A 16,272-nucleotide genomic window follows, 5' to 3' on the forward strand; every position below is an offset into this window, starting at 1 on the left:
AGAAGAGGAGAACTCCCGTGCGCGACGGCTATCGCATCCTCGACGCGGATCGTCACGTGATCGAGCCGCTCTCTTTGTGGAAGACCCACCTCGAGCCGGAGCTCCGCGCTCACGCGCCGTACCTCGCGTACGCCGGCGACGGCGAGCCCCTGGCCGACCGCGTGGCGCACCTCGGGCCGGAGGGGCTGCTCCGGCTCCCCCCGCAGCCGATCGTGGATGGCCGGCCGGTCTATCACCGCATGAGCGCGCGGACCTGGCGCGCGATCGCCGCCGCCGGCCGCCGGCGGCTCGGGGCGCTCGCGTCGCTCGGGCCGCTGGATCAGCCGCGAGCGCAGCTCGACGACATGGATCGCGAGGGCATCGACGTGGCGTTCCTCTACCCGACGCTCGCGCTGGCGCTCCTCGGCATGACCCCGCTGGAGCCCGCCCTGGCGAGCGCGCTCGCCAGCGCGTACAATACCTGGTTACGGGGCTTCTGCGATCACGACCCCTCGCGCCTCCGGGGCGTGGCCCTGATGAGCCCGCACGATCCGGCGCAGATGGTGCCCGAGCTCGCGCGCGCGGCCGCGCTCGGCTTCCGCGCCGTCGTGCTCCGGCCGAACCCCGTCGCGGGGCGGACGCTGGGCGACCCTGCTTACGAGGCGTTCTGGGCCGAGTGCGAGCGGCGCTCGATCGCTGTCGCCATCCACGAGGGCACCCACGCCTCCTTGCCGGCGGCCGGCGCCGATCGCTTCCGCACCCGCTTCGCCCTGCACGCCTGCTCGCACCCGATGGAGCAGATGATGGCCTTGCTCGCGCTGATCGAGGGCGGCGTGCTCGAGCGCCACCCCGGCCTGCGGGTGGCCTTCCTCGAGGCCGGCTGCGGGTGGCTGCCCTACTGGCTCTGGCGCCTCGACGAGATCGAGTACCGGGGCCTCGCCGAGGAGGTCGCGCCGCACGTCCGCCGCGAGCCGTCCGCGTACTTCCGCCGCCAGTGCTTCGTCGAGATCGAGCCGGACGAGCCGTGCCTGGAGCAGGCGATCCCATGGCTCGGCGAGGACAGGGCGATCTTCGGGACGGACTTCCCCCACATCGATCACGACGCAGGCATGGTGGAGCGGGCGCTCGCGCTCCGCCGCAAGCTCCCCGGAGAGGGCCTCCGCAAGATCCTCTGGGACAACGCCGCCAGCTTCTACGGCATCGACGGATGACTCAGCAGATGATGCAAGACGAACCGGGGTCGCCCGTGAGCTCGGCCAGCGCGACGGGCCGATCCTCCAGCTCCGGCGGCGGTGGAATATAGAGCGTGATGGCGCCCGCCGACGGGTCCCAGCCCCTGCGCTGCTCGCAGAAGCGCAGCGCGTCGCCGCCCGGCGAGCCTGGCTCCCCCGCCTCGCGGACGGTCAGCTCGACGCCTGGCGGCAACGCATAGCCGCAGCGAGCCATCAAGTACCCCCGCGGGTCGCTCTTCAACCGATCGCGCTGCGTCGGGTCTTCCCAGCAGAGCGCGACGGCGCGCAACCAGGCTCCTTCCAGCTCCGAGAGCCCTTCCTCCATCGCTCCTCGCTCGCGCGGGGGCGGCGCCTCCTCGCTGGGATGCGCGGGAGCGCCGTCGGTCTCCGCGATCCTGGACGTGGACTTGGATGACTGATGGGAAAACATGGCCACCTCCAATCGCCGGTGCCGCAGGCCCTGGCGTGGGATATGGAGCTCATGGAACCGGCGCCGCGCGCCGTCGAGCCCCTCGCGCATCCAGCGCAGATAAACGCAGCTGCAAATGCGCTGAAAGCGACCGGGGCGCCGCCGCGGTAGATCAATCGGTCACTTCCTGGAGCAGCGCCCGCGCCCTGGCAAAATCGGGAAGATCGGCGCACTCCACAGGCCAGTCGGTGAGCTGCTTGAGCAGGGGGCGCGCCTCGTCGCGCCGGGCCTGCTGCACGAGCAGCTGGCAGAGCGCCAGCGTCGAGCGCAGCTCGAACGTCCTCGCGCCCTGCTCCCGCGCCACGGCGATCGATCGCCGCAAGCACCGCTCGCTCTCCTGCTCCGCGCCGGCGCCCAAGGCGTGAAGAGACAGCCCCTTCATGCGGTAGAGCTCCGCGACGTAGTACACGTCCCCCGACTCCTCGGCGAGCAGCAGGCAGCCCGCGAGCTGCTCCACCGCGGCCTCGTGCTGCCCGCGCTCGGCCTCGAGCTCTGCCACGAGAGAGAGCCAGTACGGCAGGCCGCTCTGCTGGCCGCCGTCCCGGATCGTCTCGATGTGCTGTCTCAGCTGCTCGAGGTCTCGCTGCGTCCAGCAGCGCAGGGCCCAGCAGTGAGCCGTGACCCAGAGCTGATGATGCTCCGTCAGCTGGAGGAGGGCGTCGATCATCGCCGAGACCTGCTCCCGTTCGCGGGCATAGTGGTAGACGCCGGCCAGGTGGAGCAGCGCCATCCCGAGGCTGTTCAGGTGATCGAGCTCGCGTGCCCACGCCACCGCGGCCTGCCCGTGGGCGAGCGCCTGAGCTGGACAGCCCATCAGGTAGAGCACCACCGCGAGCGTGTACTGGGCCCACACCTTGACGTCGACGCCGGAGAAGAAGGCGTGCTCTCGATGGGCCTGCGGGTCGTAGAGCGCGATGCCGCCGTCGAGTTGCTCGCGGGCCTCGGAGAGCTTTCCTTCGAAGAACGAGCACTGTCCCAGCAGCACCATCGACGAGACCAGCTGCGCGGCGTCCTGCGACCGCCTGGCCAGGTCGAGCCACCGCTCTGCTGTCGCCCGCGCCTCGCGGCGATGGCTCAGCATATGGTGGTACCAGAACATCGCCCACAGCGTCGGCGGGGTCATCGAGCTCTCCCCGAGCTCGCCGCTCAGCTCCTCGCAGCGGTGGACCGCCGCCTCGAGCTCCCTCGGCATGTACCCGCGCCGGCGTACGAGCGCCAGGATCAGCAGGCCGTTCAGGCGCAGCTCCAAAAGCGCGCGCTCCCGCGCGTCCGCGATCGCCGACAGCCAGCCGAGCGCCTGCGTCACGTGGACGATCGCCTCGGTGTCGTCGGCGTTCGCGGGCCGCTTCAGCGCGCGCTCCGCCGCGATCTCCGCGTACGCGATCGCCCGCTCCAGCTGCTCGGCCGCCGCGTGGTGGTGCGCGAGCAGCTGGGGCCGCGCCGCGACGATCTCGGGGAAGCGCGCCTCGAGCGTCCGGGCGATGATCGCGTGCACCTTCCGCCGGCTCCGCTTCGAGAGCGACTCGTAGGCCGCGTCCCGGATGAGCACGTGCTTGAACTGGTACGTCGGGTTGTTCAGCCGCCGCTTCCTGTGGATGAGATCCGCGGCCATCAGCCGCTCGAGGTCCTCCTGGACCTGCTCCCCGTCGAGCGAGGACACGGCGCAGAGCACCTCCTGGCAGAACTCCCGGCCGAGCGCCGCGGCGACGCGGGCCGTCTCCTTGGCCCTGCCGAGCCGGTCGAGGCGCGCCACCAGGAGGCCCCGCAGCGTCGTGGGGATCGCGAGCGCCGAGAGCGGCTCGGCGAGGCGGTAGTGGTCCCCCTCCTCAACGAGCGCCCCGGACTCGAGCACCATCCGCGTCAGCTCCTCGACGTAGAGCGGGACGCCGTCGGTCCGGTCGACCACCTGCGAGAGCACGGGCCCAGGCAGGGCGCGGCCGCCGGCGAGGCGCGCCACCAGGTGCTCGACGTCCGACCGATCCAGGCGGCTCAGCTGGATCTGGAGCATGCTCGACATCGACCAGGGCGGCGAGAACTCGGGCCGCGCTGTGAAGACCGCCATCAGCCGCGCCGAGGGCACGTCGGCGATCATCACGCCCAGCCACTCGAGGGTCGTCGGATCGGCCCACTGCAGGTCCTCGACCAGGAACAGGACGGGCTGCTCCTCGGCCATGTCGAAGAGCATCGTCACGAGCACGTTGAGCGTCCGCTCCTTCTGCCGCGGCGGCGGGTCCAGCGGGGCGGCGTAGCGCCCGTCCAGCGGGATCGACAGCAGCGCCGCCAGCAGCGGCGCCGTCTCCGGAAGGTCGAAGCCGCGGCGCGCGAGGAGCGCCTCGAGCCGGGCGAGCCGGCGCCCCGGCGCGTCGTCCCGGCCCGTCTCGATCAACCGCTCCAGGAGCTCGATCAACGGGTAGAGCGCGCTGCTCCGCTGATCGGGCACGCAGCGGCACTCCAGGCAGCTGTGCCGCTCGCCGCGGAGCCGCCGGACGAGCTCCCCGGTGAGGCGCGACTTGCCGATCCCGGGGCCGCCGGTGACGAGGATGCTCTGCCCGATGCCCTGCCGGACCTGGCCCCAGCGCTGGAGCAGGAGATCGAGCTCCTGGCTCCTCCCGATCAGCGGCTCGGTGTCGCGGCCGGCGATGTCCTGGTCCTGGGCCGGGGGAGGGATCTCCTGCCCCATGCGGTAGATCGCGAGCGGGCGCGCGACGGACGAGAGATCGGGCGGCGCCATCGGCTCGAGCGCGAACCGGCTCCGGAGGAGCCTGAAGGTCTCGCCGCTGACCACGACCGTGCCCGGCGCCGCGACCGCGCTCAGCCGGGCCGCGATCTGCGGTGTCGTCCCGAGGTGCTGCGTGTACCGATGGAGCTGGCCGGCGACCACGAGGCCGGTGTGGAGCCCGATCCGGACCTCGAGCGCCACGCCCCGCGCCGCCGTGAGCTGCGCGCTGCGCGCCTCCACGTCCGCCACGACCTCCAGCGCCGCGCGGGCGGCGCGCCGGGCGTCGTCCTCCTGCGCGGAGGGATAGCCGAAGTGCAAGAGGACCTGATCCCCCAGCGCGCCGGCGAAGCGCCCCCGGTGGCGGCGGGCGATCTCGGCGCAGGCGTCCTGTTGCTCGTCGAGCAGATCGTCGATCTCCTCGACGTCGGTGGTCTTCAGCCCCGGGCCCGAGGCCGTGAAGGTGCAGCAGACGACGGTGAGGGGCCGCCGCTCGCCGTCGGGTCGCTCCAGCGCCGGTGCCTCTGGCTCCGGCGGGGCCGGCGCGTCCACGCGCCGGGGCGTGGCCGGAGACGGCATCGTCTCGGCCGCCGCCTGGCCGCTCGGCGGCGCCCGGAACTCCCGCGAGGGCGCGTCGAGCGGCGCCGTCTCGCTCGCGACGCGGCGCCACGGGCTCGCGTCCGCCGCGCCTCGGGTCGGGGCCGGCGGCGAGCGCGGCGCTCGCGCGGGCTCGACGAGGTCCTCGCGGCTCAGCGCGTCCACGTCGCAGGCCTCGAGCTCGCGCAGCAGGCTCGAGGCCGTGACGACGCGCGCGGCCATGTCCTTGAGGGTCGCGCGCCGGAGGAGGGCGCCGAGCGGGTGCCCGAGCAGCGCCGGGGGGATCGGGATCGGCTCGGGGCTGGCCTGCCGGAAGAGCACCTCTTGCAGCGACCTGCCGGTGATCGACGGCCTGCCGGTGAGGCACTCGAGGAAGACGAGCCCCCAGGCGTACAGGTCCGAACGCACGCTCACCGGCTGTCCGAGGAGCTGCTCCGGCGCCGCGTAGGCGGGCGTGCAGAGGATCTCGTTGCTCGGGGTGAGCTTGGGATCCACGCCCTCCATGGCCCCGGCGATGAGCGCGCCGATGCCGAAGTCGAGCACCAGCGCGTTTCGCCGCGCGCCGGTCGAGACGATCATGATGTTGCTGGGCTTGAGGTCGCGGTGGACGACATGCTGCCCGTGGGCGCAGCCGAGGGCGTCGAGGACCTGGAGCATCAGGTACCGCGCCTCGCGCGGATCGAGGGCGATCTCTTCGGCCAGCACCTCCGCCAGGTTCTGGCCGGGCACGAACTCGAAGATGGTGTAGAGGGTGCCGTCGTCCGTCTGTCCGGCGTCGATGAGCCGGACGATGTTGGGGTGGTGGAGCTGCGCGCAGAACCGCGCCTCCTGGTGGAAGCGGGCGCAGCGCCGCGCGACGTCGGCGGATTTGCTGCCCCGGATCGGGTGCATGACCTTGATGGCCACCGTCTGTCCGGTGGCGAGCTGACGCCCCTTGTAGACGTCGGCGAAGCCGCTCTCGCGCAGCGCGGAGACGATCTCGTAGCGCTCCTGGAACACGGCGCCCGAGGCGATGGCGCTGCGGCTCATCCCCTCTCCCTCCTTCGGGCGGCCCGGCGCGACCGGGGGAGCGGGCATGAGCCGGGGAGGGCGGCGCGCAGCGCCGGCCGGCCCGCCTCATCGATGAGGCGTCTGGACAGAGCGGCTGTCGATCTCGTCAGCACACCTTGTCCACGGCCGACCTCGCTGCTCACGTTGGTTCATATAGGGTGGTACTCCGCCGACGTCCGTCGATGCCGATCGGGTTCCGGCGCTTCGGCGAAGAAACCCCGGAAGACGCTCGCGCCCGGCCGGCTCCGTGGGGATCGGCTTCGGGGATCCGGGCAGGCGCGCGCAAGCGCGCCGCTCGCGGGGCGGCGGCCGAGCTCCGCCTGCATGTTCGATTCGGCTACAATCTTCTATCGTGACTGCTGTCGCGGCGACCGAGCAAGTCGCGGTGAACAGCGGCGAGTTGACCTCTGGCACGGCCGGTGAGAGGGCGGTGAAGCGGACTTCGTCGGCGCTCGACGCGCGCGGGGAGCCGAGAGCGTTCCTTGGGCGGTGAGCGACGATTCAATGCTTTTCAATCCTTTGTGGAAGGAGCACGAAACATGCTGAGGCAACTGGCGACCCACATCGTTCTGCTCGCGCTCGCGGCGGCTGGTCCGGTCGCGTGCGGGGGCTCGGGTGACAGCCCCGCGGACGCCGGCAGCGTCGCCAGCGGGAGCGGCGGCGCCGCGGCTTCCGGCGGACAGACCTCGGGGAGCGGCGCGACCGGCGGAGGCGAAGACGGCGGAACGGGCGGCAGCGCCTCGGGGAGCGGCGGCGCGGACGCGGGCGAAGCAGGCACCGGTGGCGCGGGCAACGGCGGCGCGGGCGCAGGCGAAGCGGGCACCGGCGGCGCGGGTGACGGCGGCACGGGCGCGGGCGCGGGCGGCGCGGGCGACGGCGGCGCGGGCGGCGCGGGCGCCGGCTGCCCGGGGACGGGGGGAATCACCTACACGCTCGCGAAGGTCGCCTCGCCGACGGCGGAGCAGCAGTCTGCGTACGACAAGATCACGAGCGCGATGGATGAGGCGCTGTCGTACTACAACTGTCAAACGAGCATCGAGAAGCGCCTGTCGGTGTCCTACGTGCCGTCGGTCGCGACGGCCGATGGCAACGTCAATGGGTCCATCCGGTTCGGCGCGACGAGCTCCATGAACTACATCACCGCGATGCACGAGATCGGTCACACCCTGGGGGTCGGCAGCCGCGAGTTCGGCGCGCTGGTGGTGGACGGCGTCTTCACGGGCGAGGCGGCGACGCGCCAGCTCAGGGCCATCACGGGCAACGAGAGCGACGTCGTGCACGCGGACACGCAGCACTTCTGGCCGTACGGCCTCAACTACACGACCGAGGTCAAGACGACGGACGATCTCGTGAACCACTGCAAGATCGTGGTCGCCATCCGCGAGGACATCGGGTTCTGACGGAACGATTCCGCGGGAGAGAGCTCTTGCGATCCGTCGGATCGCAAGAGCTCTCGCATCTGACCCATGAAGAGCGCGCCCCCGGCGCAGGCGCGGGCGGGTCAGTACGTGAGCGAGGGTGTCGTGCAGCCCAGGCCGAAGGCGCCGATGGCTCCGCCCTCGACGACGGTCTGAACGAGGTTCGCGACCTGGTCTGCACCGCAGAAGGTGTCCGGGAACTCGCCGCCGCCGTCGCCGCCCACGCCGTCCGGCCACGTGACGGGGCCGAGCTCGACGCGGAGATCGCCGGGAGGTCCCGTCACGAGGAGCGGCGCACAAGCGATGAAGAGGAGATCGAGGTACCTGCCAGATGAGCCGCTGAAGCCCACCACCACCTCGTTCCCCGGGCACAGCATCTCCCAGGGCTCGGTGCCCTCGCTGCCCCGGAAAGGGGTCATGTCGCCGGGCATCGTGGTGATGGTGTACGGGCCGTCTCCGGTGAGCTCCAGGTGGCCGCACTGCGCCTGGATCTTGGCATGGATGAGCGACTCCCCCAGCGGTCCGAGGGACCCCCGAAACCCGAGGAGCACCTGGCTCTCCGGGCACCGGTCCATGGCAGGGGTGGCCGTACCGGGGCTGCCGCGCACCTCCGTGTAGGTCTGCTCCACGACGTCGACGCCTGTCGGCGCCGGGCACGGCTCCCCGTCGCACGCGCCGCCGCCCGCGCCGCCCGCCTCACCACCGCCGCCCGCGCCGCCCGCCTCACCGCCGCCGCTCGCGCCGCCCGCCTCGCCGCCGCCGCCCGCCTCACCGCCGCCGCCGCCCGGCCCGCCACCCCCATCGCCAGGCGGGGCGCCGCCTCCTCCGCTCGCGCCCACGCCGTCGAAGGTCAGGCTGCCGATACCCGAGATCGCGTTGCATCCGGCGAGGACGAGACCGGAGATCAGCGCGGAGAGGCCGAGCAGATGGCGCGTCACCGAGACCAAGTACCCGATCCGCGGCCGGACCGGTAGCTGGTCACCCGAATGCCACGCGGACATGGCGTGGAACGAGACGGCCAGCACCCCGGCCGGGAACGCCGCCGCTTCGTCCTCGATCGCGGTGGGCTCGGCCGCGACATCGACGCCTGTCGAGCCCCGATGGGCACCCCATGTGCGCGCGCCGGCTCGCACGTCCGAGAATCACGACCGATGGAGCGCTGAAAGGCAACGGATCCCAATAAGATTCGGTTCGATGATCCGACAGGTCTTCGGCGCCACCCGCTTCAACGCGCCCGGCAACTTCACTGGTCTCGATTTTTCTCCGGACTCCAGAACGCTCGTGGCCCTCGTGACCGGCGAGGAGCGCACGAAGGTGCATCGCTTCGCGGTCGACGACGGTCGTGCCCTCGACGAGCAGACGGTGAGCGGTCGCTTCACTGGCGTCTCCGCGTTGCCTGACGGCGACCTTCTCCTGTGGGCGCGTGGCTCCATCGCGCGCCTCGGCCAGGACGGCGAGCTCTCGTGGAAGCTCGGAGAGAAGGCGACGAGGAAGTTCGCCTTCGCGACCGTGAGCGCCGACGGTGCGACCGTCGCGACCTACGGCGGAGACTCCGTCGCCAGCGTCTTCGACGCGCGTACCGGCAAACGACTTCACGACCTGAGCGAGCCCGCAGGGGAGATCTTCGCGTTCGCCTTCTCACCCGACGGAGCGAGGTTTGCGACCGGCGGACAGAAGGGCATCGTCCGCGTCTTCGATCGCGAGTCGAAGAAGGAGCTCGCCCGACGAAAGAGCTCCAAGATCCTCGTACTCGCGTTCTCACCCGAGGGCAGCGTGCTCGCCGGCGGCCACGGACAAGGCGACGTCCACCTCTGGGACGGCGCATCGCTCGAGCCCGTACGCTTCCTGGGCTCGCATCGCTTCCAGGAAGATTACGGCTCGGGCGAGCAGGACCGGGGGCCGGCCGGCTGTCGCTGGCTCGCGTTCCTGGCCGACGGCAAGACGGTGGTCTCACAGGGCAACGATCGCTGCTTTCGCTGGTGGAACCGCAGCGGCGCGGAGATCCGTCGCGTCCGCACGCCTCGCCGCCACGCGTACGGCCAGGGCCCCGCGATGGCGCTCTCGCGCGACGGGAAGTGGCTCGCCGCCGGCTCGACGGCGTCTGGCATCGGCCTCTGGACCTCGGACGGTGAGCCGGCTTCGAGCGAGCTCGGGATCGACGCGCCACGCGCGATCGCGCTGAGCCGTGAACGCGTCGTCGTCTCCGGCTCGTCGGGGATCTGGTCCTGGCGAAGGACCGACGGCGCGGTCAGCGAGCGGCGCGCGAGCGGCCCGGCGGCGCTCGCGAACCTCCCGCAGGGAGAGCTGCTCCTCGTCGCGCCCGAGAACGCCGTCGTGGTGCGCGAGATCAGCGACGAGGGCGAGGCGATCTTCGCGAACGACGCGATCTCTCCCCAGGGCGTGGTGGCGGTCTCGCGCGACGGAAAGACGGTGATGCTCCCCGTCGCGTCGAACGTCGAGCTCTGGGACCGCGCGCGCGGCGTCCGCACCGCGACGCTCTCGCACGACGCCAAGGTGTCGGCCTGCACGTTCGGGTCCGACGACACCTGGGCCGTTTCGGTGTCCGACGCGGTCCGGATCTGGCGGCTCGACGATCCGGAGACACCCGTCCATACGATCGAGCTGGAGCGCGGCGCGCCCGAGCGCTGCGGCGGCGTCGCCGTCTCGCGCGCCGGATGGATCGCCGTCAGCATCGAGCGTGACATCAGCAATCATTCGTCGGACAGCGCGCTCGTCTTCATCGATCCGCGTTCGGGCGAGGTGACAGCGACCCTCTCCCATCCAGACAAGCGCCTCGGGCAGGTCGCGTTCGTCGACGATGTCCGCGCGGTCGTCGTCGACTCCGCGGGCCGTACGAGGACGGCCGACGCCGAGGAGGGCCAATGGCTCGACGAGCCCGGGGCTCCGGAGGACGTCGAGTTCCACGGCTTCGAGATCCTCCCGCTCACCGCCTCGGAGGACGGGACCGAGATCGCGTACATCGACGGGCACGGCAACCTCGCCATCCGCGCGATCGAAGGCACGAAGAAGCGTGTCACTCCCTTCGATCTCGGCTTCACCCCGCTGGCGGAGAAGAAGCCGCAAGGCATGTTCGAGAGGCGCCTCGCCGGGACATGCATCCTCTACGCAGGCAGATTCCAGAGCTCGGCGATGGATGTGCGCACGTCGCGCGAGCTCCGCGAAGACATGCTGCTCGAGCTCGGCGGCACGGTCGCGAAGAAGGCGAAGGACGCGACGCACTTCGTCGGCGCGCATATTCCGTACGTGGAGCACGTCCCGTCGAAGGCGGAGACCGAGATCGACGCGCGCATCGCCAGGGGCGACAAGGTCATCAAGCTGAGCGAGAAGAAGCTCATCGAGATGCTGCTTCCTACGTTCGAAGAGTCGCGCGCGATGCTGCGCGGTGAGGTCAAAGACGGCATCGAGCGCTGGAACCGCTGGCGGTCGCGCTGGCGCACGTTGAGCGGCGGGTTCGTGCAGCTCCCGGGCATCGATCTCACGGGAGCCGACCTGCGAAAGGCAGACCTCGCGGTGATCCCGTTCGAGGAGGCGAAGCTCTCGAGCGTGCGCCTCGAGGGGGTCAATCTCTTCGACTGCGTCTTCCGCCGCGCCGACCTCCGCGGGGCGGATCTCGAAGGCGCTCGCTGCGGCCGCGTCGTCTTCTCGAACGCCGACCTCCGCGAAGCGAAGCTGGCCGGCGCCGAGTTCACCGGCGCCGAGTTCGACGGCGCCGACCTCCGCGGCGCCGACCTCCGCGACGCGGACCTGCGGTACGCGAAGCTCACCGGCGCCAAGCTCGACGGCGCCAAGCTCGACGGCGCCAGGCTCCCGCCGTAGAGCTACCCGGGCGTCGAGCTGAAAGTCGCCGCCGGCGACGGCGAAGTCAGCCTGCCGCGGGCGCGCAGAGAAGCGCTCGAGCTGCACAGGAGCCGTGTGATCGTGCGATAGGGCACAAAAATGGGTGCGCAGGAGGGCTGCCGGGGCCGCGCAGGAGCCATGCGATCGTACGATAGGGCACAAAAATGGGTGCGCAGGAGGGTCGCGGGGGCCGCGCAGGAGCCATACGATCGTACGATAGGGCACAAAAATGGGTGCGCAGGAGGGTCGCGGGGGCTGCGTAGGAGGGCGCCGAGGCTGCACAGGAGGGCGGCGCGGCTCTGGCCGGCGCGCGCCGGCGGGGATCACTCGAGGTACGCGGCCAGGCCGAGCTTCTGATCGCGGACAGCGCCGGCCATGACCTTCGCGATCTGCTCCGCGCCGGAGCGCGAGAAGTGCGTGTGATCATCGCAGAAGAACTCGCCGACGGGGCCGTTTGTCGTCGCGCTCACGTCGCCCCCGGGGACCGGGCAGAAGCCCAGGGTGTCGTAGAGCGCGACGCTGAGCTCGTGCAGGTCGATCACCGGCACGCCGTACTCCTTGCCCGCCTCGTGGGTCGCGGTCACGTAGCCGCCGCGCGTCCCCCGGGCCGTGCTCCCGCTGCAGGAGATCGCGCTCACGGGGGTCACGAACACGGGCTGAGCGCCTCGCTCCTTCGCGGCGCGGGCCATCATCCCGTAGCTCGACTTGAAGGCGTCGAGCCCCACGTGCCGATCGCACGTGCGCGAGCCGTCGTTGATGCCGAACTGGATGAACAGATAATCGCCCCGCTTCATGCCGTCGAGCATCTGGACCCACCTGGCCTGCAGCAAGGGCTCGCCGCTCGAGTCGCGCGCGAGCTCGCACTCCCCCGCGCTATCCATGGTGGTCTGCACGTTGTAGAGCCACGTGCGCACGCTGCGGCCGCCGACGGCGCTGTTCACCACGGTGACCCGGTCGTCGAAGAGCGCCGCGAGCTGGCCGCCCCAGCCGGCCGGGCAGGGGGTCTGCCCGTTGGCGACTGTGGAGTCCCCCGCGATCCAGATCGTGATGTCCGGCAGCGGCCCCGCGCCGCCCGCGCCGCCCGCGCCGCTGGCGCCCGCGCCGCCGCTGCCGCTCGGCCCACCTGAAGATCCCGCCGAGCCTCCCGAGCCGGCGGGCGCGTCGCCGCCGGCCCCCGCGCTGCCCGTGGAGCCGGCCGAGATCGCCGTGCTGCCCGCGCTCGCGCTGCTCCCTTCCGGCTGGGAGCTCCCGCCCGCGCCGCCCGTCCCCCCGCCTCCGCCGGCGCCGCCCGGGGCCGCCTCCGGATCAGGGGAGCAGGCGGCGGTGAGCAGCGCGAGGCAGGACACCAGGGCAAGCATCCGGCTGCGCGTGCGGGCGGTCGATCGAACGTTCCAGTCCATGAACATGCCTTTCCTCCAGTCACGACACGAGCATCAGCCCATCCACGCCGGATGGCGCTGGCCCTTCGCCTCCCGGTCCCGCAGGCCGCCAGGGCACGCTCGGTCGAGGTGCCGGGCCGGCGGCACGACGAGCGCGCACCGCCGCGGGCGCAGGGCGCGCCGAGAGCGGCAAGGCCAACGCCGGCGAGGCGAGCGGCGGGGGTGACGGGGAGCGAGCACGGCTCGCGTCACTGTGCCGGGAACGGCTCCCAACCAATCACGGACAGGCGTTTTTTTTTTCGGATCTGGGTGCCGGGGTGCGCTCCGGAGCACACCCATCACAAATCTGAAGCAGTGGCAGAATCGAGGCCGGCGCGAGGGCGCCCGCCCGTCCACCCACCGCACCGGCCCCACGCTCGTGGAGAGGAGACCCGCGGCGGTTCGTTCACGACACACGGCGATGTCCGGCGACGGATTGGCCAGTTGGCTGTGCGACCAGGGCAATCAGGGTGATGCAGGGCGGGGCAGCGCAAGGAGCATGAGGGCGGAAGGCGGACGGAAATCCGTTGAACGGAGATGTGCAGTGGAGGGCATTGTTATGCCGTTGACTGACACAAACTTTGTCACGTATGTTTATCAAGGGTGACGCTGATTGGGGGTAGCGTCGCACCAGACGTGCAGACGTGCAGACGTGCAAACGTGACCGACGGCACGGATCAGCCAGACGCGCTCTCGTGCGCCCGCGACACAGCGGCGCGAGGCTCGGGCGCGCGATGGCCCCAGGGAGACGGCGCTTGTGTCAGTGTCTTTACGAACTCATCCCAGGCTCTACCACGGTCGAGGCGACGGCGGCCTCGGCGCGATGGTGCAGAGAAGGATTCGAGTGCTCCTCGCCGGCGGCGACGGGCGAGCCGCGCTGCGCGCGAGGGCCGAGGAGCGAGGATCGGCATGAACAGCTGGGATCCCCTGGGTGCGGCGGAGCAGGCCGCGGTCGCGGACGAGATCCTGTCCGTGCTGCGTCACGACCTGCGCAACCGCTTTGCGATCGTCCGGAATGCGTCGTTCTACATCAAGCGGAAGGTCGCGCGTGACGCGGCCTACGCGGCGGATCCGAGGATCGAGGAGTTCTTCGGGATCATCGACGAGGAGGTGATCGCGGCGAGCGCGCGGCTCGAGGAGGCGGTCGACGCCGCGAGGCTCTTCACCCGCAGGAGCGCGTGCGTGAGCGCGGCGGGCTGCGTGCGCCGCGCGGCGGCGTGCGCGCGCATCGGCGCGTCCGGGGCCCGCGTCGTCCTCTCGGCTCAGGACGGCGACGTCGAGGCGGACCCGATCGAGCTCGCCGTCGCGGTGCGGTGCCTGATCGAGAGCGCCGTGGAGTCGACGCCGGGGGACGGCGTGGTCACGGTCCGGGGCACCTCGAGCGCCGCGCGGTACTGCATCGAGGTCACGGACGCGGCGGCTGTCCCCTGCGAGGCGGACAGCGAGGCGATCCTTCGGCCGTTCATCACGACCAAGCCGGGTCACACCGGCCTCGGGCTGAACATCGCGAGGCGGGTCGCCCGTCGCTACCGCGGGTCGCTCGCCGTCGAGCCCCGGGCGCACGGCTCGTCGGTCGTCATCGCGCTGCCGCTCGCCGCCGCGCCGGTGCTCGGCGACGCCGGATCGGAGCCGGCGCCGTGAGCGCGGGCGGTCCGCCCGCAGGGCGCGCGCCGGCGGCCCGGGAGCCGGCGGCCGGGCCCTCCGCGCGGCGGGCGCGCCCCCGGGCCTCGCTGGGCTTGATCCTGCCGCTCGGCGACGCGGTGCCGACGATCGCGCTCGCCGCCGAGATCGAAGACACGACGTCGCTGCTCCTCGCGCCCGGCGTACTCTGGCACCCGGCGCCCGGCCTGGAGCTCGGCGCCGCGCTCGAGCTCGGCCTCGCGGGGGAGACGCCCGACGCCGGGCTCATGCTCCTCGTCACGAGGGAGATCGAGCTCGCGGGCGACGGCGACGACCACGTGAAGCACGCGAGCAGGAGCCGCTCCCCATGAGCATTCGAGCCACACTGGCCGCCATCTTCGGCGTCGCGCTGGCGGCGGTCCTCGTCGCCGGCGGCGCCTTCTACTTCGCCATCGCGGAGATGCTCGTCTTTCAGCGGCGCGCCGAGGCGTCCTACGACGACCTGAAGCTGCACGTCACCCTCGCCAGCAACGCCAGCCGCTACATGAACGAGGCGGTCAAATCGGTGCTCCACGGCAGCGTCAGCGAGGAGCTCTCGAGCGCGGCCGAGGCCACGGCGCGCGATCTCGACGCCATCGAGGCGCGCAAGAGGGCGATGATCGCCGACGAGGAGATCAGGGAGAGCGACGAGGAATCGACGGAGGAGATCGAGCACATCGGCTTCATGCGAGCGAGCTTCGCGCGGATCGTCGGAGGCGTGACGGCCGCGGCCCATGTCGAGCGCGAGCGCACGAACGAGCGGCACGAGATGCTCGTGCAGCTCGCCGACCGCGAGTACAAGGCGGAGTTCCTCCCGCACATCAGCGCGGCCGTGCACGACGCGGAGCGCGACGTGGCCAGGATCCTCGACGACGAGCGCCACCTCCGGGCGCGGGTGGCGTTGCTCGGCGCGGCGGCGACCGGCGGCGCGCTGCTCGTCCTCGTCGTGCTGCTCGGGCGGCTCCTCCGCTCGGTGGACCGCGGCTTCAACGCGCTGCTCGAAGGCTCCCGGCGGATCGCCCAGGGGGATCTCGAGCTGCGCCTCTCGGTGCGCGATGAGCACGAGTTCGGTCGCATGAGCGCGGCGTTCAACGAGATGGCGTCCAGCCTCCGCGACGCCCAGGCGTCCAGGATGCGCATGGAGAAGCTCGCGGCGGTGGGGCAGCTCGCGGCGAGCGTCGGGCACGACCTGAGGAACCCGCTCGGCGCCGTCCGGAACGCGAACCACTACCTCAAGAAGCGGATTGTAGGGACCGAGCTCGGCGCGGAGCCCCGCGTGGCGCAGTTCCTCTCGATCATCGAGAGAGAGCTCGCGGCGTGCGCCAAGATCATCGACAACCTGCTCGACTTCGCGCGCGAGCGGCGGCCGCGCTTCGCGGCGTGCGCGCTGAGGCCCCTCGTGGACGACGCCATCTCGGTCGTCGAGATCCCGCCGCGCGTGCGCGTCGACAACGACGTACCGGACACGCTCCCTGTCGTGGAGATCGACAAGGACCAGTTCCGGCAGGTGCTCGTGAACCTGATCCAGAACGCGGCCGAGGCGATCCCGGCCGAGCGCGAGGGGCGCGTGCGCGTCGCCGCGGAGCGGACGGGCGGCGGGGTGACGCTCTCGGTCGTCGACGATGGGACGGGCATCTCCGAGGAGACGCTCGCGCGGATCTTCGAGCCGCTGTTCAGCACCAAGCTGAAGGGGACGGGCCTCGGCCTGGCGATCAGCGCCGGGATCGTGGAGCGGCACGGCGGCACGATCGAGGCGACGAGCGCGCTCGGCAACGGCACGACCTTCGTCGTGCGGCTGCCGGCGCGCGAGGAGCCCGAGGCCGCGGAGCCAGCGCTGACGCCGACCGGGACTCAGGGCGTATGACGAGGGGGCAAG

General features: G+C 71.7%; 10 protein-coding genes. 6 read left to right on the forward strand and 4 right to left on the reverse strand.

All coding sequences use genetic code 11. The features are described 5' to 3' along the window. Positions 1–17 precede the first annotated feature (17 nt). Positions 18–1,190: an amidohydrolase family protein gene (locus ACSRUE_RS22465; RefSeq protein WP_441292781.1), complete on the forward strand. Its 1,173-nt coding sequence runs from the start codon at positions 18–20 to the stop codon at positions 1,188–1,190. Between the two features lies 1 nt (position 1,191). Here ACSRUE_RS22465 and ACSRUE_RS22470 read toward each other — a convergent pair whose 3' ends face one another. Together ACSRUE_RS22470 and ACSRUE_RS22475 are read right to left on the reverse strand one after the other, a co-directional pair. Next, complete coding sequence (locus ACSRUE_RS22470; protein WP_441292782.1) at positions 1,192–1,641, reverse strand: BMA_0021/BMA_0022 family TOMM bacteriocin; 450 nt, start codon at positions 1,639–1,641, stop codon at positions 1,192–1,194. Between the two features lie 151 nt (positions 1,642–1,792). Continuing rightward, complete coding sequence (locus ACSRUE_RS22475) at positions 1,793–6,022, reverse strand: TOMM system kinase/cyclase fusion protein (protein WP_441292783.1); 4,230 nt, start codon at positions 6,020–6,022, stop codon at positions 1,793–1,795. 560 nt (positions 6,023–6,582) lie between these two features. On the opposite strand from ACSRUE_RS22475, the gene ACSRUE_RS22480 reads away from it, so the two are divergent. Further along, complete coding sequence (locus ACSRUE_RS22480; RefSeq protein WP_441292784.1) at positions 6,583–7,443, forward strand: hypothetical protein; 861 nt, start codon at positions 6,583–6,585, stop codon at positions 7,441–7,443. A gap of 101 nt (positions 7,444–7,544) precedes the next feature. Here ACSRUE_RS22480 and ACSRUE_RS22485 read toward each other — a convergent pair whose 3' ends face one another. Next, complete coding sequence (locus ACSRUE_RS22485) at positions 7,545–8,408, reverse strand: hypothetical protein (protein ID WP_441292785.1); 864 nt, start codon at positions 8,406–8,408, stop codon at positions 7,545–7,547. Positions 8,409–8,460: 52 nt separating this feature from the next. On the opposite strand from ACSRUE_RS22485, the gene ACSRUE_RS22490 reads away from it, so the two are divergent. After that, a complete protein-coding gene (locus tag ACSRUE_RS22490) occupies positions 8,461–11,298 on the forward strand; it encodes a pentapeptide repeat-containing protein (protein WP_441292786.1) in 2,838 nt (945 codons plus the stop codon). A gap of 344 nt (positions 11,299–11,642) precedes the next feature. Here the strand turns inward: ACSRUE_RS22490 and ACSRUE_RS22495 are convergent, their stop codons facing one another. Beyond that, positions 11,643–12,719, reverse strand: coding sequence for a GDSL-type esterase/lipase family protein (locus tag ACSRUE_RS22495; RefSeq protein WP_441292787.1), 1,077 nt, complete (start codon positions 12,717–12,719; stop codon positions 11,643–11,645). 927 nt (positions 12,720–13,646) lie between these two features. Between ACSRUE_RS22495 and ACSRUE_RS22500 the strand changes: the two genes are divergently transcribed. The 3 genes from ACSRUE_RS22500 to ACSRUE_RS22510 are packed head-to-tail and all read left to right on the forward strand — an operon-like array spanning position 13,647 to position 16,260. Next, positions 13,647–14,378: a sensor histidine kinase gene (locus ACSRUE_RS22500; RefSeq protein WP_441292788.1), complete on the forward strand. Its 732-nt coding sequence runs from the start codon at positions 13,647–13,649 to the stop codon at positions 14,376–14,378. Next, positions 14,375–14,728: a hypothetical protein gene (locus tag ACSRUE_RS22505; RefSeq protein WP_441292789.1), complete on the forward strand. Its 354-nt coding sequence runs from the start codon at positions 14,375–14,377 to the stop codon at positions 14,726–14,728. The genes ACSRUE_RS22500 and ACSRUE_RS22505 overlap by 4 nt, the downstream gene beginning before the upstream one ends. Further along, on the forward strand, positions 14,725–16,260 hold the full coding sequence (locus ACSRUE_RS22510) for an ATP-binding protein (protein ID WP_441292790.1): 1,536 nt from the start codon (positions 14,725–14,727) through the stop codon (positions 16,258–16,260). The genes ACSRUE_RS22505 and ACSRUE_RS22510 overlap by 4 nt, the downstream gene beginning before the upstream one ends. The last annotated feature ends 12 nt before the right edge of the window (positions 16,261–16,272 follow it).

It is taken from the genome of Sorangium sp. KYC3313 (assembly GCF_052075895.1).
GTDB lineage: Bacteria > Myxococcota_A > Polyangia > Polyangiales > Polyangiaceae > Sorangium > Sorangium cellulosum_B.